Origin of the sequence: Flavobacterium sp. LAR06, assembly GCF_041946075.1 — a bacterium.
GTDB lineage: Bacteria > Bacteroidota > Bacteroidia > Flavobacteriales > Flavobacteriaceae > Flavobacterium.
On sequence record NZ_JAUTYT010000007.1, the window covers coordinates 144,974 to 169,506 of the forward strand.

Consider the following 24,533-nt stretch of genomic DNA (forward strand, 5'->3'; position numbering starts at 1 on the left):
TTAAATTTTATTCGTATTATTGCATCATAATACCGTAAGCACTTCATACTGCGGTCAATTGAAAACAATTATCTACCTATTCTTTTTACAGTATTTCCTTTAAAATAATTAAATTCATAGAATATTCATGTTTGATATTTCTGCATTAAAAGAAATGAAGCTTTCTGAGCTTCAAGAAATAGCTAAGTTAGCTAAAACTATAAAGTTTAATGGCGTTAAAAAAGAGGCTTTAATCAGTCAGATTTTAGCACATCAGGAAGCGACTGAAAAGCCGCCTGTCAATGTTGCGCCTCAGGCAGAAATAGAAGATGATAAACCTAAAAGAGCAAGAATTGTTCCGACTAAAAAAGTTGCACCTAATAAAAGTGCTCCTGTTCTAGAGTTTGATAAGGTAGAGGAAACAGCTGAAAAGATAGAGGAGACACCTGAAAAGGTCGTAACACCTAAAATTTCAAAACCAAATGCAAAAATTCAGCCGGCTCCAAAAGTTCAGGAAACTGCAGAATCTGCACCAGTAGAGAAAAAAGGACCAAAAATCGTAAAATTTAATAAATCAGCTTACGAGAAAAAGGTCGCTTTACAAAAGGAAAAAGAAGTTGCTTCTGAACAAACTGATACAGAAATTGAAACAGAAGCTATATCTCAAGCGTCAGTTGCGGAAAAAGTTGAAGGAACTGCTCCGATAAAAAAGATCAATCCAAATCAGAATAAAAATCAAAATCCGAACCCAAATCAGAATCCAAACCAAAATGGGAACGGGAACGGGAATAACGGAAACCAAAATCCAAATCATAAAAATAAAAAAAATAATTTCAGAGATTCAGATTTTGAATTTGACGGAATTATCGAAAGTGAAGGTGTTCTTGAAATGATGCCTGATGGTTATGGTTTCTTACGTTCATCTGATTATAATTATTTAGCCTCTCCGGATGATATTTATTTATCAACTTCACAAATCAGATTATTTGGTCTTAAAACCGGAGATACTGTAAAAGGAGTGGTTCGTCCTCCAAAAGAAGGCGAGAAGTTTTTTCCTTTAGTTCGTGTACTAAAAATTAATGGTCACGATCCGCAGGTAGTTCGTGATAGAGTTTCTTTTGAACACCTGACTCCAGTTTTTCCTTCTGAAAAGTTTAAATTAGCTGAAAAAGGAAGTTCTATTTCAACCCGTATTATCGATTTATTTTCTCCAATAGGAAAAGGTCAGCGTGGTATGATAGTCGCGCAACCGAAAACCGGTAAAACAATGTTATTAAAAGATATTGCAAATGCGATTGCAGCTAACCATCCTGAAGTTTACCTAATCGTTCTTTTGATTGATGAGCGTCCTGAAGAGGTTACAGATATGCAAAGAAGTGTTCGTGGAGAAGTTATTGCTTCAACTTTTGACAGAGAGCCGCAAGAGCACGTAAAAATTGCTAATATTGTTTTAGAAAAAGCAAAACGTTTAGTAGAATGCGGGCATGATGTTGTAATCTTATTAGATTCGATCACACGTTTGGCAAGAGCTTACAACACAGTTCAGCCAGCTTCTGGAAAAGTATTAAGTGGAGGTGTTGATGCAAATGCATTACAAAAACCAAAACGTTTCTTTGGAGCAGCAAGAAATGTTGAAAACGGTGGATCATTAAGTATCATCGCGACAGCATTGACTGAAACAGGTTCTAAAATGGATGAGGTTATCTTTGAAGAATTTAAAGGAACCGGTAACATGGAACTTCAATTGGATCGTAAAATTGCCAACAAACGTATTTTCCCTGCGATCGATCTTACGTCTTCAAGTACACGTCGTGACGATTTGTTGCTAGACGAAAAAACATTACAAAGAATGTGGATTATGCGAAAATATCTATCTGATATGAACCCGGTAGAATCTATGGATTTTGTAAACGATCGTTTCAAGAAAACCAGAAATAACGAAGAGTTTTTGATTTCTATGAATGACTAAGAGGAAGGTTCTAAGTTGCTAAGATTCTAAGATACTAAGGCTTTTTCTTTGAGATTAAACTAAATGATATAAAAAAAGGGATGAGTTTCAAAACTCATCCCTTTTTGTTTTTCTAAAACTTAGAAGCTTGGTATCTCAGAATCCCAGCAACTTATTTTTTATCAACTACCGGTCTATTTTCTCTATTGGCTAAATCCCAGGCTACAACAAATGCCAATTGTGTTCTTTTTGTTAAAGCGTCGTATTCAATTTTTTCCGGCTCGTCACCTTTACCGTGGTAATCTTCGTGAACTCCATTGAAGAAGAAAACGGCAGGAATACCGTGTTTTGCGAAGTTATAATGGTCAGAACGCTCATAAAAATGGTTTGGATCTTTAGGGTCGTTAAATTTAAAATCTAAATCTAATTTGGTGTATTTGTTGTTTTCGGCTACAACTGCATTATGTAAATCCGATGAAAGTCTGTCGGCACCAATTACATAAACATAATTGTTGCTTTTAGCATGTTCAATATCACGACGTCCAATCATGTCAATGTTGATGTCGCTAATAGTGTTTGCAATTGGAAACAAAGGGTTTTCAGAATAGTAACGCGAACCGTGTAAACCATGTTCTTCGCCAGTTACATGTAGAAACAAGATAGAACGTTTTGGTCCATGTCCTTCTTTTTTTGCTTTTGCAAATGCTTTTGCCATTTCTATTACTGCAACTGTTCCGGAACCATCATCATCAGCTCCATTGTAGATTTCTCCATTTTTAATTCCAATATGATCGTAATGCGCTGAAATTACCAGAACTTCATCTGGTTTTTCAGAGCCTTCAATATAGGCCCAGATATTTTCAGAGTCCGGTAAATTTTGATTTCGTTTTGCATTTAAAAATGCAGCAGGAATGTGTTGGTAATAATCTGTAGCACCTTTTGGGAACGAGACCTTATTTTTTTTGTATTGCTCAATCATGTAAAGTCCGGCTTTCTTTTGTCCTTTCGAACCTGTTTCGCGGCCTTCCATTTCATCAGAAGCAATAACATAAAGCATTTTTTTTAAGTCCTTTGCTTTAATCGCATTCATGTATTTGGTTGGGTCTGAGTTGTCTTTAGAAGCAACAGACTGTACATTTTTACATGAAAATGCTGAAGCAATTAGTAATAAAATTGCAATTTTTTTCATTGATTAGTTTAGTGTAAGTTGATAAATATATATAGCACATAAAAAGTGAGTAAAAATAGGATAAAAAAGAAGTTTATAAAAAATAAGATAAAACTTTTAACAAATGAAACTATTCTGGTTTCGCCATAAAAACGATGATGTGCCGGATAAAAATAATAAGACATCCAGACAATTCCAACGAAATTAATAATATTACCAACGAAAGTAAGCGGACCGTTTTCTCCAAAAAAGCCAATTATTCTTGTGATTATAAATAAAAGGAGAAATATTAAAAGTAAAAAGGAGAAATAATGTAAGGTGAAAATACCGTGATCAAAATAGTACCATTTCTTTTTGCTATGAAAAATCCATAAAAAGAAGGCAAAGAAAGGCATTATAATGAACAGAATTTTGGGGATATTATGAATAAAAGACTCGATGAATTTTTCGATAATTTCCTTTTTTGTATTATGTTCAGTAACATGCACAGCTTTTTCGTAAATCCAATATGAAAATTCAGAAAGTTTTTCGCTCTCTTTTCCATACTTTTGAATAGAGTCAATTTCTTTCATTGTTTTTAATTGAAAGTAATTTTTATTGACTTGTTTCATTGTTTTTGATTCAAGGTAGTTTTTATCGTTCAAATTTTCAGTTTTATCTTTGCTGGATTTTTCAAAATTTGAACTAATTTCATTTTCACCTTTGGTAAGATTCTCAGTTACCTTGTTAGGGAACATGGCAATCAAAAGGAAGGTGATGAAACTGATAAAAATATAGAGACGTACAGGGGCCAGATAGGATAATCTTTTTCCCGACAAATATTCTTTAGTTAAAGTGGCAGGTTTAAAAAGAAGATTTTTAATGGTCTTCCAAAATGCATTTTCATAATGCGTTAAATCTTCAAAAAAATGAATAAATAAATGATGAAATGTTTTTCGTGAATCTGTGTTTTCCTGACCGCAGTTTGGGCAAAACTTTTGCTCGACAACGTGCCTGCAATTAAGACAGGTTTTATCTTTTCTAATCGGACTATGTGACATTGGTTAATTTGTGGATTTTGATTGGTTTAGTTATGGTTTTTATTTTTTCAGTACTTCATCAAGAAACAATTGCAAATGTTCAAATGATCGCTTAGCAGCTACAGCATTGTAGGCGGCTCCTTTAGAATTGTCATTTCCTGCTTCAGGATTAGTGAAAGAGTGAACAGAATCTGCATAATAAATCATTTGCCAATCGGCTTTTGAATCGCGCATTTCCTGTTGAAAAGCGGCAACTTCTTCTTTAGAAACAAAAGGATCATCAGCACCGTGACAAACTAGAACTTTAGCAGTAATTGGTGTTGCAGGTCGCGCAGCATCTTTGCCTAAACCTCCGTGAAATGAAGCTACTCCTTTTACATTCAAATGACCACGTGCAGCTTCCAAAACTCCAGTCCCTCCAAAACAATATCCAATAACGACAATATTATCTGCATTTGCTCCGGACTTGATTAATTCCTGTAACGCAAGATTGATTCTTTTTTGATAAGCTTCGTAATTCGTTTTATAGAAACCAGCTTGTTTTCCTGCTTCCGCAGTATTTTTTGGGTAATTTCCTTCTCCATAAATATCAGCAATAAAAACAGTATAGCCTATTTTTGATAGATTCTCTGCAATTCCTTTTGAGGCAGTGTCAATTCCGAGCCAGGCCGGTAAAAGTAAAATCCCTGGATTGTTACTGCTTTTTTTAGCAGCTTTTATGGATAAGCCATTTAATTTTTGATCGCCGTCAGCGTATTTTACTGGTTTTAATTGTGCGTTCATGTTGCCCGAAAAGATTAGGGTTGCAAAAATAAGTGCGATTAAATTTTTCATTTCTTACAATTTTTAACAAATATCAGAAATATTATGTTACAAAAAAACCTCGAAAGCTATTTCTTCCAAGGTTATTTAACAGATATGTTTAAATTTGATTATTCACCGGGGTGATAGATTTTTTCGGCATTTTTAACAACGTCTTCTTTATAAAATAAGATGTCTTTAAATTGCCCTTTTTGATACATTTCAGTTTGGTCTGTAAAATGTTTTGAATTTTCATTACCGCTGTTTCCTCCCGCCAATAATGACTTGGCTTTTATTTTTGGCCCAAATTCTACGGCGCAGACAAAACTATTTCCGTTATAACCATAACGTTTTTTAGAACCGTTTTGATAATTGCTTTTGAACGAAGGCAAACTCCCCCAGGATCCTGGGCCAAAACCAATTGGTAAACTAGGTTTATCATCATTATATTTTAAATCGATAGCGCCGCTTGAACGTTGAAAACGATTGATTTCTCCCCAAGTTACCTGCCACTTTCCCCAATTAGATTTTAATTCTTTAATGACAGCTTGTAATTGTGGAATGAGCTGATCAGCTGTAGCATTTTTAGCAAAATATTGGGTATTCTCAACTTGATCTAATTCGCCTTCATCTATATAAGCTTTTTGAATGATTGGATCTAATTTATAAGCCCATTCGACAGCTAAAGTAGTAGCCACCGAGTTTTCATTGGCATAATAATCCCAGTTTTTTAAAATCGAAATTGCTTCTGATAATTCATTATAATCAGGATAATCTGTTTTTATATTTTTTTTAAAAACATTCACCAGACCCGGAATCAAAATTTCAAAAATGGATAATTTCGAATCATAACCATCTGCTATTACTTTGTCTAAAGTATAATTATCCCCTTTACTGAAAATTCGAACCGCATTTTTTCCTCTAAAATTCTCACCGTCCGGAGCCATATACGGCACATAATTTTCTTCTTTCGGACTATTTTCTCCTGCAACAGAATAGGGTGTAGAATTGCAATTTTGAAGCCAGCCGTTTGTCGGATTGTATAAGTGAACGGTTTCGTCAACTTTATGTAGACCTTTCCATTGTGTTGATGAAATGGAACCGTCAATAACCTTTGACCAATTCAGATTCTTATCTCTTATCGGAATAAAATTACCGTGCCAATAGGCAATATTTCCTTTACTATCTGCATAGACCGTATTGTTGGAGGTGTTGGCTTTTAAATCCATTGCCTTTTTATAATCATCAAAATTTTTAGATTTTGTTCTTACCCAACTCTGAATCAGACTCTTCATCGAACGATTATTCGATTTTAAACTGATCCATTTCCCATCGCGTTTAGTCATAATCGGACCATTATTAGTGGAATAAGTTTTGAATTTCTTCGGAATTAATTTTCCGTTTTCAGTATAATTAATCGTGATTTCTTTTTCGATAACAGGCAAAAGCTTTTTGTCGAATTCATAAAATAGTTTACCGTTTTTATTGGTGATTTTTTCCGCATACATATCCGCAACATCTACGTTTGAAGAGGTATGCATCCAACCACAATTTTCATTGAATCCCTGATAGATGAAGAATTGTCCCCAGGTTACTGCTCCGTAAACATTCAGGCCTTCTTCGCTGGTAATCTGAACTTCTGGTCTGAAGTAAAAAGTGGTGTGTGGATTAATGTATAAAATAGCATTTCCATGGGCTGTTTTTGATGGTGCAAAGGCGAAACCATTTGAACCAGTCTGAACATATTTCTCTCTTTCTACATAAGCCACTTTATCATTATTTCCAGAATAAAAAGCTTGTAGTTCGGCCGTAGAAAGATCTGCAGTGCTAATAGCGCCAATACTTCCGTCTGTCCAAAGTAGTGGAAACCAAGGTTCAAAATGAGTTAAAAGTGCCGGTTTTACTTCGGGATGTTTATAGAGGTAAAAGTTGATCGCATCAGCATAACTGTTCAATAGTTTTTTGAGCCAGGATGGTGCTTTTTTATAATCAGCTTTGGCTTCCTCAACATCAATCAAAAGTTTAATCTCTAAATCATTATATAAAACAGCTTGCCCTTTAATTTCTGAAAGACGCCCCAATTTTTCAATATAATTCATTTCGATTCTCTTGAAATCGTCTTCGCATTGTGCGTAAAGCAAACCAAAAACAGCATCAGCATCGGTTTTTCCATAAATGTGTGGAATGCCCCAATTGTCTCGAATTATAGTCGTTTGTTGTGCTAGTTTTTCTAATCGGTTGATTTCTTTTGAATTGATTTTTTGTGCCGAAATCTGAAAACTGATGCAGCCACTTAAAAAAGTAAGTTTTATTATTTTGGAATAATTGAACATGCTTATTTGATATTAAATTTTTGCCCGGCAGTATAAATGCTCATTTCTAATTTTTCAATTGAAATCAGGTTGTTGTTTTTAGATTTTATAATGCCTTTCGGATTTCTAACGACAATAACTTCGCTTTCTCCAGCCACTTCAATTTGATTGTTTCGAACGATAATTGCAGTTGCTTCATCAATTCCGATTCCAGTTAAAGCAGGAAATTCAACCAAAGCAGAAAGCAAACGATTATAGCGGTTTCTCTTTAAAAAATGCTGATCAATAACAGCCGTTTTTAATAATCCCAAACCTTCTGAAGTTTCTAAATTATCATAGCGAATGTTATCAAAAGTTCCTGAATACTCTTTTTGCAGTTTCTGATTTCCGGTAATCATTTTTTCAGACATTACAGCTGCGCCGGCGCTTGTTCCGGAAATAGTACTTCCGTTTTCGTAAGCTTTTTGAATGGCTGTTTTGAGTGGTGTATTTTGTACCACATTCATAAACCGACTTTGATCACCTCCACTTATAAAAATCAGTTTTGCTTTTTGAACCGAATCGGTAAGAACTTTATTTTGAGCTGTTGCTGCATTAAAGTTCAACATCACAATTGGGTTTGATGTGAGTTTTGCCATCTGTTTTTTAAAAAAGATAAAGGAACTGTCCGGTTCTTCACTGGACATTGGTAAAACCACGATATAATCTTTTTTTGATAATTCGGCTACAGCCAAAACTTGTTTCATTAAAGCGTCAGAACGATCTCCGCCGCCAATAATAAATAATTTTCCTTTTGGTGTTTGTGCATGCAGAAAATTAAAAACAAAAAGAAAAAGGAATGCAATAAACTGATTCGACGAAAATTTAAAAGGAAATTTATTTTTCATGGATTAAGGCGTTAAATCGATTTTCTTATAAAGTGATATTTCGTTTAAAAGCACAGCCCAATTCAATAATCGAATCCGTTTTGGCGATGCCTGGAATGCTATCGATTTTTTCGTAAAGAATTCTTCGCATATGCTCGTGATTCTTTGCAATAATTTTAATATAAAGCGTGAAGGAACCTGTTACATAATAACATTCTGTGATTTCAGGAATATCTTTTAAAGCTTCAATAATTCGATCAGAATCAGAATCTTTATTTAGTGTTATTCCGGTAAAAGAAGCCCAATCATATCCAATCTTTTTTTCTTGTATAATTGGTTTTATACCGCCAATTACCCCTTGTTCTATCATTCTGTTGATACGTTGATGCACCATCGTGTTTGATATTTTCAAATTAGCCGCAATTGCAGAAAAAGCCATTCTTCCGTCTTTTTCCAATTCCTTAATTATATTGATATCAAATTCGTCTAATGTTTCCATTCTTTTAAATTGAGTTTACTTTTTACTTTCATAAAAGTAATTATTTTTTTTAATAAAAGGTTATCAGAGAGAATTTACAGTAAAATCATATTTTGCTTTTTTATGTAATAAATTATGCATTTTGACTTATTTGGTTAAAATTAAAGTCAAATATTGATTTTAAATAGCTTAAATTAATATTTTTAAATACTTTTGTAACTCTAAAAAAGACAGATCATGATTCATACTGAAAATACCCTTTCGTCAAAATCAGAAATTTTGATTGAAAAAGAAAATAAATACGGAGCTCATAATTATCATCCGCTTCCAGTTGTACTGGAAAGAGGAGAAGGTGTATATGTTTGGGATGTAGACGGAAAGAAATATTATGATTTTTTATCTGCTTATTCTGCAGTAAATCAAGGGCACTGTCATCCTAAAATTGTAAAAGCAATGGTTGATCAGGCTCAAAAACTGACTTTAACTTCACGAGCTTTTTATAATGACCAATTAGGAAATTATGAAGAATACGTAACGAAGTATTTTGGTTTTGATAAAGTACTGCCAATGAATACTGGAGCAGAAGCTGTTGAAACGGCTTTGAAAGTTTGTAGAAAATGGGCGTATGAAGTAAAAGGAATTCCCGAAAATCAGGCACAGATTATTGTGTGTGAAAATAATTTCCATGGAAGAACCACGACTATTATTTCCTTTTCTAATGATGAAGCTGCCCGTAAAAACTTTGGCCCGTTTACAGATGGATTTATAAAAATTGAATATGATAATCTTGAAGCTCTTGAAAAAGCTTTAGCATCATCAAAAAATATTGCCGGATTCTTAGTTGAACCAATTCAGGGAGAGGCAGGAGTATATGTACCTTCGGAAGGTTATTTAGCGAAAGCAAAAGCTTTGTGTGAGAAACATAATGTTTTGTTTATTGCAGATGAAGTTCAGACTGGAATTGCGCGTACTGGAAAATTATTGGCGGTTCATCATGAAAATGTTCAGCCTGATATTTTAATTTTAGGAAAAGCGATTTCTGGCGGGGTTTATCCGGTTTCAGCGGTTTTGTGTAACAACGAAATCATGAACGTGATTAAACCAGGACAACACGGTTCTACTTTTGGAGGAAATCCTGTTGCAGCAGCAGTTGCTATTGCCGCTTTAGAAGTAATTAAAGAGGAAAAACTGGCAGAAAATGCAGAACGTTTGGGAGTCATTTTAAGAAAGGGATTAAACGAAATTGCGGAAAGAAATAATCTGATCACACTGGTTCGTGGAAAAGGTTTATTGAATGCCATCGTAATTAATTGCGGAGAAGATTCTGATTTAGCCTGGGAAATTTGTTTAAGATTCAGAGACAATGGATTATTGGCAAAACCTACTCACGGAAATAAAATTAGATTGGCGCCGCCATTGGTCATGACAGAAGCTCAAATTCAGGAATGTCTTGAAATTATCGAGAAATCCCTGAATGATTTTAGAGATTAAATTTAGAATCCAAAATAAGAAACATAAGCTGCAGATATTTCTGCAGCTTTTTTATTGCAGTAAAATTATGTAACAAGTGAAAATAATTATATAATTTTTAAATGAGTATGAGAAGTAGTTTTGGATGTCTTCAAAATGGAAAAAGAAAATTACTAATAAAACATTTTTTATTAGGCTCGAAAGAAGATAAACAGAAAACCAATAACTGAATTATAACTTAAATTCAATTTCACAAATGGCTTATTCAAATACTGATATAACACGTTTTTTAGACGCGCAAAACAAACTTTATCTTACTGCTTTTTCTGAAATTAAAAAGGGAAAAAAAGAGACGCACTGGATGTGGTTTATTTTTCCTCAAATAAAAGGTTTAGGAAAAAGTACCATTGCTAATTATTATGCTCTCAATGGTCTTACAGAAGCAGAAGAGTTTCTTAATCATCCCATTTTATCAAAACATTTGATTGAGATCTCACAGCTTTTATTAAATTTTAAAACAAGATCTATTGAGGCTATACTTGGAGAATTAGACGCTAAAAAATTACGTTCGTCTATGACACTTTTTTCTCAGGCTGCAAATGCACATCCTGTTTTTCAGGAAATATTAGATACCTTTTTTTCAGGTTATTCAGATCCGTTCACATTGTCTATGCCAGCTGCATCCAGACAAATTGCTATGGCATCGTAAAATTTTACTTTCATCATCTAAAAATAAAATAGATTTTATATTAATTTTCAACCTTATTTATAAAATTACATAAAAAAAGCCATCCTTTAGCAGGGATGGTTTTTTTGTTTTTATGGTGTGGTTTAAAATTAACTTCCGTAACCTGGGTTTTGAGTAATTAGTTTATTAGCATCCATTTCTCTTAGTGGAATTGGGAAAACTAAAGTTGGATCGTCGTAAGGAATCAATTCTGATCCGTCTGCATTTACATCGATAGAACCTTTTGTTCTTTTTAAGTCATGAATTGCAAAACCTTCCATAGCTAGCTCTAATTCGCGTTCTCTTAAAATAGTCGCAAGAGTTAAAGCTGTGAAATTTGCAGCATGCGCTCTTGTTCTTATTAAATTGATATCATTTAGAGCAGTATCTCCAACAGAAGTTCCTAATCTAAAGTTAGTCTCAGCTCTGATTAAATACATTTCAGCTAAACGAATTATCCCTACATCTCCGTATTGGTTAGTGTATTTTGAAGTCAGTAGTCTGTCGTTATCTGGATTTATATAGTTAAAATTTGCTCGATCATCATTGGGATCTGTAAATTTATTGATATAAGTATTTCTAATTTCGACATCACCGCCACGCCCTCCATTTCCTTCAGAGGCATACATTACAACAATTTCGTTTTCACCTGTTTGTTTTGTAATCTGAATGGCGAATATATCTTCAATTTGATTTTCATCATGATTAAAAGCATTTGCATAGCTGGTTGATAATGCTCTTCCGCTATTTTCTATTACTTCATTTGCTGCATCTCGGGCTGCTGCATAATTTTGCTGCTGTAAATAGACTCTGGCTAATAATGCTTTGGCAGCATATTTGTCTGGATAAAAGCTGTTCTCTTCAGGAAGTCCGTTATAAGCAGCATTCAATTGCTGAATGATCAGGGTGTAAACTTCTTCGACTGTACTTCTTTCTTTTGAAAGATCGGCATTAAAATCATAAATCGCATTAGGTCTGATAATAACTCCAAGCTGTGTGTTTTGTTTACCGGCTTCATATGGCAATCCGAAGAAACGAACTAAATCAAAGTATGCTAAACTTTTCAAAAAGTTAGCCTCAGCTATCATTCTGGTTCTCTTATCAGCATCTGCTACCTTGTCAATATTTTCAATTACAGTATTAGCGGCATTAATGATTTCGTAATTACGAGCATAGATTTGTCGAACAAAAGCATTATCCACCAGAACTGATTTAGTATACATTTGTCGGAATTCACCATAACTTCCTCTCCATCTAAAATCAGTAGTACTGGTTAAACCTGTTTGTGCCATTAAATCAGCAGAAACTAAGCTTCGTCCTCCAAATACATCTGCATCTGCGGCAATGGCGTACGCTCCGTTTAAAATATTTACGATACCAGTTTCAGTACCTAAGGTGACTTCGGAATCTTGATTTTGTCTTGGTTCGATTTGTAATTCATCTTCACAGCTTGTTAAAAAAGCTGTAAACAGTATAAATATGATAAATTTATATGGTTTCATTTGTGTCGTTTTTAAAAATTAATATTTACGCCTAAAGCAATTGTTCTAGCGGGAGGAGCAGAGTAAAATTCTTCTCCGATACCTGTATCATCTCTTCTGGCTTCAGGATCATAACCATTGTAATTGGTAAAGGTTAATAGATTTACACCTGTTGCGTAAAAACGTACACTGCTTATTCCTGCGTCCTTTAATGTAGTTTTTGGTAAAGTATAACCAATTGTTAAGTTTCTTAGACGAACAAAATCAGTTTTATCAAGGAATCTTGTAGATTCACCAGTTCCGTTACTTCCATATAATCTTGCTTGTGGTACATTTGTGATGTCGCCAGGATTTTGCCAACGGTTTAATTGATCTGTAGTTTGATTATCAAAGTAATCGGCGGCTACAGACTGGTATTTTCCAGCCGAATTATAAATGCTGGCTCCCCATTCTCCCTGAAAGGTAAATGAAAAATCAATATTCTTATAGTTGATTGTATTAGTTAAACCAGCCATTAATTCTGGGAACGGATTTCCTGCGATAATTCTTTTTGCTTCGCTGTAATCATTAGTAGTGGTTCTGTCTAGTGAACCATCTGCATTTACAGTGTTCTTGTAATATAGTGCATCTCCGTTTGCAGAATCAACACCAGCATATTCAACTAAATAAAAAGATGAAATGTTTTCACCAACTCTGTTTATTGTAAAGGTGGAAACAATATCTTGACCATTAGGCATTTCTAATACCTCAGATTTGTTTGTTGTAATATTAAAGCTGGTAGTCCATCTTAAATTTTGGTTCTCAATGTTTTTAGTATTTACTGTTACCTCAAAACCACTGCTTTTTACTTTACCAATGTTTTGAGTAATACTTGTTGGACCTCCTCCACTAAGTGGTTTTGGTACATCAAATAGCAATCCATCTGGGCTTTTCTCGTAATAATCAACTTCAAAACTAAATTTATTGAATAAGCCCCATTCAATACCCACGTCTGTTTGAGTCGATTTTTCCCATGTTAAATCGGGATTTCCAGCCTGAACAAATGAAAGACCAGATTTTAAGTTGTACGGTCTAGGACCATATAATTGGCGGGAAGCAAAGTTTCCAATATCAGCATTTCCTACTTCTCCCCAGCTTCCTTTTAATTTTAAGAAAGACAAAACAGTATTATCTTTTAAGAAATTTTCTTCAGAGATAATCCATCCGGCAGAGAATGCAGGGAAAACTCCATATCTTTCATTTTTTCCAAAACGTGAAGAACCGTCTCGGCGAATACTTGCTTTAAAAAGATATTTATTATCAAAAGCATAATTTACTCTCAAAAATTGAGAGACAAAAGTACTAGCTGTCTCATTTCCTTCTCCGGCATTAACTTCTGCCCCTCCGTCCACAGTTTGAAAAGAATCATCTGGAAAATAAATACTTGTAACCGATTGGTATCTGCGTTCGTATTTTTGGAATTCCATACCTGCAACTGCATTTACACTATGTTTTTCTGCGAAAACGGCGTCATAAGTAAGATAGTTACTCCATATGTAGGTTTCGTTGTTTACAGAGGTTGCATATGCTTCTCCGTCTGTTGCCATAAAAGGTGCATTTTTACCTTGCCAGTAATCTTCAGTCTGACCTAAAAGATCGTATGCAAAATCAGAATTTATTTTTAGAGATGGAATAATTTGATATTCGGCAAAAACTTTACCTGTGACTCTTCTCATAATCGTTTTCCAAAATGAATTATCTGCAGCTAATAAATAATTAGCATATAATGTGTTTGGATTTGCTGTACCATCTTCTAAACGTGCTGGTGATAATGGTGACTGTGCTACAGCCTGAAGTGGCGTAGTAAAAGAATTATCATCTTGTACACGATCTATTGTAGATCTTGAAAAGCTTAGATTCATTCCCATAGTAAAATTATCAGAAATTTTATGAGATATATTTGATCTTGCTGTAATTCTTTCTAATTCGTTACTGTCAATAATCCCGGTTGTATTATTATAAGCACCAGAAAAGAAATATTTTGTTTTAGCATCACCGCCAGAAACTGAAAAATCAACATCGGTAGCAAGACCAGTCTGAAAAGCAAGATCTTGCCAGTCTGTATTTACTTCTCGGTTTCTCCAATCTGTTCCCTGTGCTAGAAAATCAAATGTACTTTCAGCTTCTGCGGCATCTCCTGTCCCATTAATAGAAGCTTCTGTAAATAATTCAATATATTGATCGGTATTCAGCCATGATTTTTTATGAGTAGCCTCACTAACACCCTGAGACATATTAAATGAAAAAGTACCTTTTCCATCTTTTCCCTTTTTGGTAGTAATGATTACAACCCCATTAGCACCTCGGGCTCCATAAATCGCTGCTGAGGATGCATCTTTTAATACATCAATAGATTCGATCTCATTTGGACTTAGTGTAATTAAGGGGTTTGTCGCAGCGCCATTTGTTGATTCGTCTGAAGTAATTAACGGAATTCCGTCTAATACATATAGAGGCTGTGTACCTGCACTTATGCTTACTGCACCACGAACTCTAATATCCATTCCCCCATCAACTTTACCATTGGTTTGCGTAATTTGTACACCTGCAAGTTTACCAACTAATGCGTTTTGTACGTTGGCAACAGGTACTTGCTGAATATCTTTTGCAGTTACTCGTGCGATATTGTCTGTTGATCTTCTTTTGGTTTGAGTACCATAACCCACAACAAGTACGGCTTCCAATTCGTTTTGAGTTTCAACTAATTCAATTTTCATGTCATTTGAAGCTGCTACATTTATAGTGGCAAAACTTACATAACTTAGGGTTAAAATATCACCTTTTTTAGCTGCTATTTTAAAATTTCCATCAAAATCAGTTTGTGTACTTGCACTTGTACCTTTCAAAATAATATTTACGCCAGGAATCGGAATTCCCTTTTTATCTGTGACCTTACCGGAAATATATCCTTCCTGCGCGGTTGCTATTTGCACGAATAGTATCAATATGAACCATAAAAAATGCTTTAACTTAATTCTCATTTTTCAAATATTTAGGATTAGTTTTATCAAATATCTTAAAAATATGTTAATAAGACTAATATCAACGATGTAAAATATAACATTAAGGTATGTTTTTGTAATATTTGTAACTTTTAGAAGAGAATAAATGGATTTTTGAAAAAATAATGCCAATAAATTATTTAATATTTAATAGCTATTGCTGTATATGGTATTTAAATTTATGTAATTTAACATTTTTTGGAATTAAATTTACCTATTTTTTTATTTTTAAAGAATAAAACTTATTTTTTTATTAAACGTTAACAAATAAGCGATTGTCATGAAGAACAATCGCTTTTGGTGAAAACAACTCAAAATATTAAAAAAAGCAGTTATTTTTTTAATAACGCACCACCGGGCATTACCTCTGGTTTCAATTTAAATTTGCTGTATTCGACAACTCCGGTTCTGTCTGCCCATTCAAAATAAGAAGCAGAAAGTTTGTTGACAATTCCAGCATTTTGTTGCGCCACATTGGTTGTTTCACCACGGTCCGTTTCAATGTTGTAAAGTTCCCATTCATACGACGGATATGTCGAAACTAATTTCCATTTGCCATCGCGGACGGCTCTGTTTCCTGCTCTTTCCCAGAATAATGGTGCGCCTCTGTTTACCTCAGAAACATTGTCAAATAATACGGGTAATAAACTTTTTCCTGCTAACGGATTTGAATTAACTCCATTGTATTCTTTTGGATATTCAATTCCGGCCAATTCATAAAAAGTAGGAGCAAGGTCGATAATGTGACCGGTTCCTTTATCAATTCGGCCTGCTTTTATTTTTGATGGAAACCAGGCAATAAAGGGCGAACTGAAACCACCTTCGTGCATATTGTTTTTGTATTGCTGTAATGGCGTGTTCGATAAATAAGCCCAGTTTTGTTCCTGATAATCAAATGATCCGGAGGTTCCAACTGGCCCTTCATTTCGGACCAAGCCTCTCGCAAGCGGATTATACGTGTTAAATCCGCCTTGGGCACCATTGTCAGAAATGAAAATGATAAGCGTGTTTTTGTCTTTTTTAAGGGCTTTTAATTTCTCTAAAACTTTCCCCACATTCTGATCCATGTTGTCGACCATTGCTGCATAAACTTCCATTTTTGCTTTCCAGAATTGTTTCTCGTCGTACGTCAGTTTACTCCATTCCGGAACTTCAGGATCTCTTGGTGCAACCGTTTGATCGGCTGGTAAAATGCCGTTTGCTTTTAGTTTCTCAATTCTTTTTTCTCTTAATACATCCCAGCCTTCGTCAAATTTCCCTCTGTATTTGGCAATATCAACCGGTTTTGCCTGCAACGGCCAGTGTGGTGCTGTAAAGGCTAAATACAAAAAGAAAGGTTTGTTTTCTTTGTTTTGCTCGTCTAGGAAAGTGACCGCATTATTCCCAATTTCGTCTGTGAAATAATACGAATCATCTTTTGGATGCAGTTCTTCATTATTACGAATCAATTTTACTGGATAAGGCGTTTTTCCGAATGGCAAACCTTTGGTATCAAAATAGTTGGATGCCCCTTTTAAGATGCCATAAAATTTGTCAAAACCGCGCTGATTCGGCCATTGCGCCTGATCTTCAGATCCAACGTGCCATTTTCCGGATAAAATAGTGCTGTAACCTCCGGAACGGAAAACTTCTCCTAAAGTCAATGATTCTTTATTTAAATAACCCTGATAAGCCGGCAATCCTAAATTAACATCAAAGAAACCCATTCCGGCTTTGTGCTGATATTGACCAGTCAAAAGTGAACCTCGGGTTGGCGCGCAAATCGAGTTGTTATAAAATTCGCGTAAGCGTAAACCTTCGGTGGCCAATTTATCCAAATTTGGTGTTTTAATTTCAGAACCATAATTTCCTAAATCAGAATAACCCATATCATCGACCATAATCAGGATAATATTGGGTTTTGAAGCAGTTGAGGTCGTTTTGTTTTGGGACTGAATCAGCATAACTGAAGAAAGGAAAAGGCTGAATGTAAGAGATAATTTTTTCATTTTATTTTAAATTTAATAAGTCGGTATTCAGACTTATAGTGGTAATCGAATTATTTGCTAAAAAGTAAAAAGGATATTAGTAGTGTAACAAGAACATTGAATAATTGCGCAATAAGAAAGGCGTATAGTGGTTTTTTACTATTATTTTGAAAGAGATCCTTAAAATTGGTTTCTATGCCGATGCTCGTAAATGCCAACGCAAACCAGATTCCCTGTAAATTTTTTAAACTGTCTTTTACTCCGTCCCGAACTTCTGACGTAAGAAAAAAAGAAAATACTATTGATGCCAGAATAAAACCAATTACAAATTTTGGAAAACGTTCCCAAATCACTTTTAATGTAGGTTTTGAAGTTTTGGCTTCCGCCGAATTATTATGCGTATACGTCCAATAAACGGAGATTGCAAAAGCCGCTAATCCTAATAATACATTTTGAGAAAACTTGACAATAGTGCTAATTTTTAAAGCTGTTTCCCCTACCAAAGTTCCGGAAGCCACAACAGCGCCCGAAGTGTCAATACTTCCTCCAAGCCAGGCTCCGGTAACTTCTTCCGGAAAATTGAAATATTTGGCAATTATCGGCATGGAAATCATCATGGGAATAGCAGTTACCAAAACAATCGAAATAACATAAGACAGTTTCTTTGAATCGCCTTTTATCGCGCCAGATGTTGCAATTGCAGCAGAGACACCACAGATCGAAACAGCACTCGAAATCATCATCGTCAATTCGTCATCTACTTTTAATTTTCGGCAAAGCCAAAAAGCAAAATACCAAACCGATAAAACAACAACTAAAGCCTGAATTAATCCCAATGAACCGGCTTTAAGAATATCGGAAAAAATTACGCTGGTTCCCAATAAAAACCAATCCTATTTTTACGAAAACTTCTGTAGAAAGGGCAGAACGAAACCATTCTGGAAGTTTGAAAAAGTTGCCAATTGCCAAACCAATTATCAAACTGAAAATTACGGCTTCTAAATTTAACGCTTTTATTTCAGTATTTCCTGCAATTATGAGGGCAATTGCAGTTAAGAAATAGACTAGTGGAAAAACCAGTAAAAAATATTTAACCGATTTTCCAATTAAAAAAGCGCCTAAAGTTCCAATTGAAATCAGATATAGAAATTGGATTCCAAGGATTTTCAGATTTTCAAAATCAAAGACATCCTTTGACAATTCTATTCCGTTTGACCATTTAAAAAGAGGAACTTCTGGAAGGAAAAGAAAAAGCGAAATTCCGATGATCAGGAACCCAAGAATAACGACGGTCCAATCTTCGTGGATAGTAAATTGTTTTGTTTGGGTAGACATTTTATATTTATTTCCTGCAAGGTTTCCAAAACCTTGTAGGTATTGTTAGTTGGTTAAATAAATTAAACCTATTAGGTTTTGAAAACCTTGCAGGAATATAGGTTTTACAAATCGACAAAGTATTTTTGTTTGCCAAAGTCAAATTCATAATGTATTAAATTGGGCTATAAAGGTTTAACCAAACCTTTTTCCCAGTTTTGTAAGGCTGTATGTAATTCTTCTAATTAAGCCCATAGTTTTATTGTTATTTAGAAGCCAAAGCAACATCTAAATCATTCTTCAAGTCACCCAAACCGTCTTTTTTGAAAACAATTTTTCCATCTTGATATAAGATCAAAGTAGGGAAGACCTTTACCGTTTTTAAGTCTGCTATAACTTGCGGACTTTCTTCCAGCTCAATTTGAACAATTTTTAGTTTTTCGCCATATTGTGTTCTGAGATTTTCTAAAATTGGTTTTACTGTTCTGCAGGTCGCGCAATATTTTGAACCAATGTCAACCAAAACATAAGTATTATCAGCAATGATTTTTTTGTATTCCGGCAATGTTAATTTGCTTTTTAAATTGGTATAAAAAGGTTTTCCGCCACCAATCCAGCTAGCAATTCCGCCTTCTAAAATATACACTTCAGAAAAGCCTCTTTTTATTAATTCGGTTGATAAAAGTCCGCTTCTGTAGGCGGCAATTGAATAAATAAATACAGGTTTTGACGGATTTAGAGCCGCAACCTGTTTTTCATAATCTTCTGATTTAAGATTGAAGTTTGCAGCACCTTCAATATGGTTTAATGCAAATTCATCAGCACCTCTGGCATCAATTATTTGTGGATTTTTTTGACTTTTAATTTTCGCATAAAAGGCATCCAGTAATACAATACTACTGGAGCTTTTATCTTGCGAAAAACCACTTGTGGTAAAAAGAAAAAATAAGACTGTAAAACTACTTTTGAATATTTTGTTTGTCATGATTTGAGATTTAGAATTTTCCGGGGCAATAAAAATCAGCAGTGCTTTCAAAGTTTAATTTTGATTGCACTGCTACATTTAATTTTAGAAAACTAATTTTAGTTTTTAAGACTGAACCTGTTCGTAATAAACCGGACTCGGTGTAACGTTTTCTGGTTTGGCTTTTAATGGAAATGCAACTACACCTTCGGCAAGAGGGCTTCCTTCTTTTTTAGATTTGAATATTGGCCATAAAAACTGTGCATACCATTCTTCTTGTTTGTATGATTTTGTTCCGTACGATTCCGGGTATTTACGAGTGATTAAACCGGTTCCGAAAATCACATCCCAAATGAAAAACATGTTTCCGAAATTTCCTTTAAAGTGCCCAACACCGTCTCCGCTTGTATCTGCGTGATGCGCGTGATGCGTTGCCGGAGTCGAAATAAAACGCTCTAAAACCCAAGCAATCGGGTGCAATGCTCTGTATTTATAAAAGGGTTTATCCCATTTTAGACTTGAGTGTGCTCCCAAAGTAATAATGCTTTTGATAACCAAAACAAATAAGGCAGGCAATCCTAAACCTAAATACGTTAAAGTAGCAGTCAAATAAATTTGAGAGAAGAAAAGTGTATAAATAAAGTTTTGTCTTGAAGCCATCGCCATTCCCATATATGGAGCAGAGTGATGTGTTCTATGAAAACGCCATAAAAACGGAACCTGATGGTGCAATCTATGATACCAATATTGCGTTAAATCGTCAGCAATTGCAATCAGGAAAAATCCACCCCAAAAAGGAACCCATGAAAGTGAATTGGCCAGATTTGGAATTAAATAAGGCAAAGCGGTTAAACTGAAAAAGGCAATTACGGGTGGTAAAAGCAATTTAGGCGCTAAGAAACAAATGATATCTACTTTGCGTTCTTGTCCTGTCCATTCATCATCGTACAAACCTGCTGTAAATTCGACTGCACCTAAAACCAACATGAAAACGGTTAGTCCCCAAGTACGGATATTTTGGAAAGCCGGTTGTATAAATTCTAAATACGATGGCAATGTAATATGCGATTCTGCTACAACGCCATTCGTTATTTTGAAATAAAGGAAAATTGCCAATACAGGCAAACTGTATATTAAAAGACTAATACTTAAATCTCTTGTTAGTTTTTCTTTTTGAACTATTGCCATGATTTCTTATTTTAAAAATTGATTAATTAATGCTAAACCTCCCGCCAATATGACTAGCGGAACTAAAAAAACAATCGCTCCCACGATGATTTTTTTTCCTATAATTTCATAGTCTACTCGTTTCATTGCTTCTTTTTTTTATTACTTAAGTGCTTTATAAAATCTTTTTAAACCTGTTTTTAAAATCCACCACTAGATTGGTGTAAAAATAAAAAATAAAACTATTAATTCTATCTAATTAGTAGAGTTAAATTTAATTATTTTGTAAGATTTTGTTATATAAGTTGTTTTAATTCTATTTTTGCGTTCTTTATTCTTTGCAAATTGAATTTTATCCTGCAAGTTTCTAAAACTTGCAGGATAAAATTTTATTAATTAGAACTTCCTGCGCTTCCTGGTTTTGTTGCTTGTTTAATTAAATCCTGAACCGTTTTACCTTTATCGGCACCAGTATTGTGTATTCTTCTGTTGTATACATCTTGCCAGTCGATTAACGGATAAACGTTATTTTCTTTGGCCTGTTCATCAAACAGTTTTTTAAGTTCGGCCAATTTCTCTGGATATTTTTGTGCCAGATTATTACGCTCGTTAAAGTCTTCTTTTAGATTGTATAATTCCCAAACATCTGCATCAAAATTACTTGGAGCTGGTTTTTCATTTTTCCCAAAAGACTTTTTAACAGCAAAGGAATCTGGTAAATGTGCAGCTCCGGCTTTCCAACCATCTTTATAAATCGCTCTGTTTCCAAAAATGTAGTAATACTGAACTTTGTGTAATGATTCTGCTTTAGCATTATCCAAAGAAGCATAAAAAGAAGAACCCTGAATAATATCCTGTTTTACATTCTTGATGTATTCCGGCGCTTTTATTCCTGTAATATCAAGAGTGGTAGGAAGCAAATCGGTTACATGGCTGTATTGATTTCTGATACCACCTTTGTCTTTAATTCCGTTTGGATAAAAAACAATAAGCGGATTATGAGTTCCTCCTTCAGATTGTGCATCTTGTTTCCAGTTTTTGAAAGGAACGTTTGTTGCTTGTGCCCATCCTAAAGGGAAGTTGGTATTTAAACCTTTTGCCGTTCCGATTTCGTCAATGTTAGCTAAGTTTTTCTTCAGGTTTTCTTCATCAGATGTTCCTTGCGAGAACAAACTTTGATTGATTGTGCCTTCTGTCGTACCTTCTTTACTGGCTCCATTATCTCCAATAGCCACGAAAATTACGGTATTGTCTAACTGATTGGTTTCTTTTAGATAATTAACAACTCTCCCCACTTCATAATCAGTATAGGTCAGGAATCCTGCATAAACTTCCATAAAACGGGCATAAACTTTCTTTTGATCCGGAGTTAGTTTTTTCCAGTCTGTAATTAACGGATTACGTTCTGGTAAAACTGCATTAGCCGGAATTACACCCAGTTTCTTTTGGTTTGAAATAACTTCTTCACGGTAAGCATCCCAGCCTTTGTCAAATTTTCCTTTGTATGGATCGCTCCATTTTGTCGCCACCTGATGGGGTGCGTGAGCAGCTCCGGGTGCATAATACAAAAAGAAAGGCTTTCCGGGTGCTGCTTTTTGCTGCGTTTTGATATAACTAATTGCTTTGTCTGTGATCAATTCGTTTAAGTGACGTCCATCTGGTTTAACATGAGCTTGATCTTCAACTAAATCTGGATTGTATTGATCGGTTTGTGAACCTAAGAATCCGTAGAAATGATCGAAACCTTTTCCGGTTGGCCATCTGTCAAATGGTCCTGCATCTGTTGCTTCTTCATCTGGAGTCACACCGTATTTACCAACAGCAAAAGTGTTATAACCGTTTTCGCGTAAGATTTCTGCAATCGTTCCTTTGTCAGAAGGAATTCTTCCGTCCCAACCAGGGAAACCGGCGGATAAAATAGTATGTGAAAAACCGCTTACATGAACTCTTCCTGAATTTCTTCCAGTTAAAAGCGCCGCACGGGTAGGGGCACAAATCGCAGTTGTATGAAAGTTAGTATAACGTAAACCATTATTTGCTAAAGCATCAAAAGTTGGCGTTTGAATCAAACCTCCAAAAGCTGTCGAAGCCCCAAATCCTACATCATCCAACAAAATCCAGATTACGTTTGGTGCCCCTTTAGGTGCTTTTACGGGCTCTGGCCAATATTCTTTAGAATCGGCTAAGGTTTTTCCGATTACACCTTTAAATTCTTCTGGTTTTGTTTGGGCAAAGCCAAATTGTACTGCCAGCAATGCCGTAATCAAGAGTCCTTTTTTAGGACTTTTGATTGAAATGTTATTTTTAAATTCTTTCATAATTTATAGTTTTAATTGTGGTTAATTGTTAATATCCAGGATTTTGTGGTAAACCATCCGGATTGATGCTTCTTTCGCTTTGCGGAATCGGGTATAGATTATTTCTTTCTGAAACAGAGTTTTTAGCGGTTACCTTTTTTACTTCCGTAACCAAAGTTCCCCAGCGTACTAAGTCGAACCATCTTTGTCCTTCCTGCACAAATTCTTTTTTGCGCTCTTCCTGAATAGCAGCTCTAAAAGAGGTTTGCGTTAACCCAGCTAAATCTACTGTTGGATCTGGCGTATTGATATCTTTTCCGTAAGCTCTTCTTCTCACCTGATTAATCAATTCATAAGCTTCCGGAGTTGGTGCTCCCTGCTCGTTTATCGCTTCCGCTAAAGACAATAAAATGTCGGCATAACGAATAAGGGGGAAATTGATTGCTACGTTGCCCGGAGTTGCTAAATTGGTTAAATCCAGATACTTTTTGAAGAGTGGCTTCGGAAAAGTATACAGCGTTCCTGTTGCCGGATTTATTAATTGTTTGGCATAACTCACATCTCTTCTAGTATCTTCAGGAGCATAAATATCATAAAACAAAGCTACATCCGAGATAATATCAGCGGGTTCTGTTGCAGTAAATCCTGTAAAAGCTGTAGATTGAAAAGTACTTCCGCTTGAACCGTTTCCTGCTTGGTTTTTTTCAAACTGAACAGAAAAAATATGTTCTTTGCCATTCTTTTTTGCTTTATTAAAAATGTCTGCGAAATTTTCAAAAAGGGCATATCCGTATCCTCCATTAATTACTTCTCTTGATTTTGCAATCGCATTTGGCCAGTCTTTTCTGGTTAGATAGACTTTGGCTAAAATTGCTTTTGCGGCTCCAGAAGTTGCGCGTCCGGCATCAGTTGCAGGATAAGTTGCTGGCAAACTTTCAGCATCTTTTAAATCGGATATAATTTGAGTATAAACTTCTTCAACAGAAGCTCTCTTGGCTTTTAAGCTTTCCAATTCAATAGAAGTTGGCTCGTGTAAAACAATTGGGACGCCTCCCCAAATACGAACTGCCTGAAAGTATAATAATCCTCTGATGAATTTAGCTTCGTTAATCAATCTCGTCTTAACCGCTTCCGTACCAGCAACCTTTGGGATATTATCAATCGATACATTCGCCCTGTTGATTCCTGCATAAATTTGGCGCCAGGCCACCTGAACACGGTCATTAGTGGCATCGTGCGTTAAACTGCTCATTGCCCTTACCTGAGGATTAGTTGCAGAAACTCCTGCCGCCGCATAATCAGATCCCATATCGGTTAGGAAATAAAGATTTCTTCCGAATAAACTTTGCTCTCCCGGATCAAGGCTTAAAGAAGCATAAATGGCAGTTACACTTGCAACAGCGTCGTCTTGTGTTTTGAAGTAATTATCTTCGGTTACAAAAGAGGTTGGTGTTACCTCTAAATCTGCGCACGATACAAATAGACCGGCACTTAATAGGAATGTTATAAATATCTTTTTCATCGTTTATTTTTT

Annotated in this window: 18 protein-coding genes; 3 read left to right on the top strand and 15 right to left on the bottom strand. The window is 35.0% G+C overall.

Annotation, left to right across the window (positions count from 1 at the left end; translation table 11 throughout):
* Nucleotides 1-127 precede the first annotated feature (127 nt).
* A complete protein-coding gene (gene rho / locus Q7C23_RS11960) occupies nucleotides 128-1,948 on the top strand; it encodes a transcription termination factor Rho (RefSeq protein ID WP_375032737.1) in 1,821 nt (606 codons plus the stop codon).
* 151 nt (nucleotides 1,949-2,099) lie between these two features.
* Here the strand turns inward: rho and Q7C23_RS11965 are convergent, their stop codons facing one another.
* From Q7C23_RS11965 to Q7C23_RS11990, 6 genes are all read right to left on the bottom strand, one after another.
* Nucleotides 2,100-3,116 (bottom strand): M28 family peptidase, encoded by a 1,017-nt coding sequence (locus Q7C23_RS11965; RefSeq protein WP_375032738.1) that lies wholly within the window; start codon nucleotides 3,114-3,116, stop codon nucleotides 2,100-2,102.
* Nucleotides 3,117-3,124: 8 nt separating this feature from the next.
* A complete protein-coding gene (locus tag Q7C23_RS11970) occupies nucleotides 3,125-4,135 on the bottom strand; it encodes a DUF3667 domain-containing protein (RefSeq protein ID WP_375032739.1) in 1,011 nt (336 codons plus the stop codon).
* Between the two features lie 39 nt (nucleotides 4,136-4,174).
* Entirely contained in the window at nucleotides 4,175-4,948 is a 774-nt protein-coding gene (locus Q7C23_RS11975; RefSeq protein ID WP_375032740.1) for a dienelactone hydrolase family protein, read from the bottom strand.
* 98 nt (nucleotides 4,949-5,046) lie between these two features.
* The gene (locus Q7C23_RS11980; protein ID WP_375032741.1) at nucleotides 5,047-7,248 is read right to left on the bottom strand and encodes a penicillin acylase family protein; all 2,202 of its coding nucleotides are present in this window, start codon (nucleotides 7,246-7,248) and stop codon (nucleotides 5,047-5,049) included.
* A gap of 2 nt (nucleotides 7,249-7,250) precedes the next feature.
* Nucleotides 7,251-8,114 carry a cyanophycinase gene (locus tag Q7C23_RS11985; RefSeq protein WP_375032742.1) on the bottom strand — a complete coding sequence of 288 codons (864 nt, stop codon included), beginning with the start codon at nucleotides 8,112-8,114 and terminating at the stop codon, nucleotides 7,251-7,253.
* A gap of 25 nt (nucleotides 8,115-8,139) precedes the next feature.
* The gene (locus Q7C23_RS11990; protein WP_026984584.1) at nucleotides 8,140-8,592 is read right to left on the bottom strand and encodes an Lrp/AsnC family transcriptional regulator; all 453 of its coding nucleotides are present in this window, start codon (nucleotides 8,590-8,592) and stop codon (nucleotides 8,140-8,142) included.
* 216 nt (nucleotides 8,593-8,808) lie between these two features.
* Between Q7C23_RS11990 and rocD the strand changes: the two genes are divergently transcribed.
* Nucleotides 8,809-10,062 (top strand): ornithine--oxo-acid transaminase, encoded by a 1,254-nt coding sequence (gene rocD, locus Q7C23_RS11995; RefSeq protein ID WP_375032743.1) that lies wholly within the window; start codon nucleotides 8,809-8,811, stop codon nucleotides 10,060-10,062.
* Between the two features lie 235 nt (nucleotides 10,063-10,297).
* Nucleotides 10,298-10,750 carry a DUF1810 domain-containing protein gene (locus Q7C23_RS12000; RefSeq protein WP_375032744.1) on the top strand — a complete coding sequence of 151 codons (453 nt, stop codon included), beginning with the start codon at nucleotides 10,298-10,300 and terminating at the stop codon, nucleotides 10,748-10,750.
* A gap of 128 nt (nucleotides 10,751-10,878) precedes the next feature.
* Here the strand turns inward: Q7C23_RS12000 and Q7C23_RS12005 are convergent, their stop codons facing one another.
* The 9 genes from Q7C23_RS12005 to Q7C23_RS12045 form a co-directional block, all read right to left on the bottom strand.
* Nucleotides 10,879-12,270, bottom strand: a complete 1,392-nt coding sequence (locus Q7C23_RS12005; RefSeq protein WP_375032745.1) for a RagB/SusD family nutrient uptake outer membrane protein — start codon at nucleotides 12,268-12,270, stop codon at nucleotides 10,879-10,881.
* An 11-nt stretch (nucleotides 12,271-12,281) separates the two neighbouring features.
* Nucleotides 12,282-15,269, bottom strand: coding sequence for a SusC/RagA family TonB-linked outer membrane protein (locus Q7C23_RS12010; RefSeq protein ID WP_375032746.1), 2,988 nt, complete (start codon nucleotides 15,267-15,269; stop codon nucleotides 12,282-12,284).
* Between the two features lie 353 nt (nucleotides 15,270-15,622).
* Entirely contained in the window at nucleotides 15,623-17,278 is a 1,656-nt protein-coding gene (locus Q7C23_RS12015; protein WP_375032747.1) for an arylsulfatase, read from the bottom strand.
* Between the two features lie 50 nt (nucleotides 17,279-17,328).
* Complete coding sequence (locus Q7C23_RS12020; protein ID WP_375032748.1) at nucleotides 17,329-18,093, bottom strand: YeiH family protein; 765 nt, start codon at nucleotides 18,091-18,093, stop codon at nucleotides 17,329-17,331.
* A gap of 10 nt (nucleotides 18,094-18,103) precedes the next feature.
* Nucleotides 18,104-18,592: a hypothetical protein gene (locus tag Q7C23_RS12025; protein ID WP_375032749.1), complete on the bottom strand. Its 489-nt coding sequence runs from the start codon at nucleotides 18,590-18,592 to the stop codon at nucleotides 18,104-18,106.
* 244 nt (nucleotides 18,593-18,836) lie between these two features.
* Nucleotides 18,837-19,556 carry a thioredoxin domain-containing protein gene (locus Q7C23_RS12030; protein WP_375032750.1) on the bottom strand — a complete coding sequence of 240 codons (720 nt, stop codon included), beginning with the start codon at nucleotides 19,554-19,556 and terminating at the stop codon, nucleotides 18,837-18,839.
* Between the two features lie 105 nt (nucleotides 19,557-19,661).
* Entirely contained in the window at nucleotides 19,662-20,723 is a 1,062-nt protein-coding gene (locus Q7C23_RS12035; protein WP_375032751.1) for a sterol desaturase family protein, read from the bottom strand.
* A gap of 371 nt (nucleotides 20,724-21,094) precedes the next feature.
* The gene (locus Q7C23_RS12040; RefSeq protein ID WP_375032752.1) at nucleotides 21,095-23,020 is read right to left on the bottom strand and encodes an arylsulfatase; all 1,926 of its coding nucleotides are present in this window, start codon (nucleotides 23,018-23,020) and stop codon (nucleotides 21,095-21,097) included.
* Between the two features lie 28 nt (nucleotides 23,021-23,048).
* Nucleotides 23,049-24,521: a RagB/SusD family nutrient uptake outer membrane protein gene (locus Q7C23_RS12045; protein WP_375032753.1), complete on the bottom strand. Its 1,473-nt coding sequence runs from the start codon at nucleotides 24,519-24,521 to the stop codon at nucleotides 23,049-23,051.
* Nucleotides 24,522-24,533 lie beyond the last annotated feature (12 nt).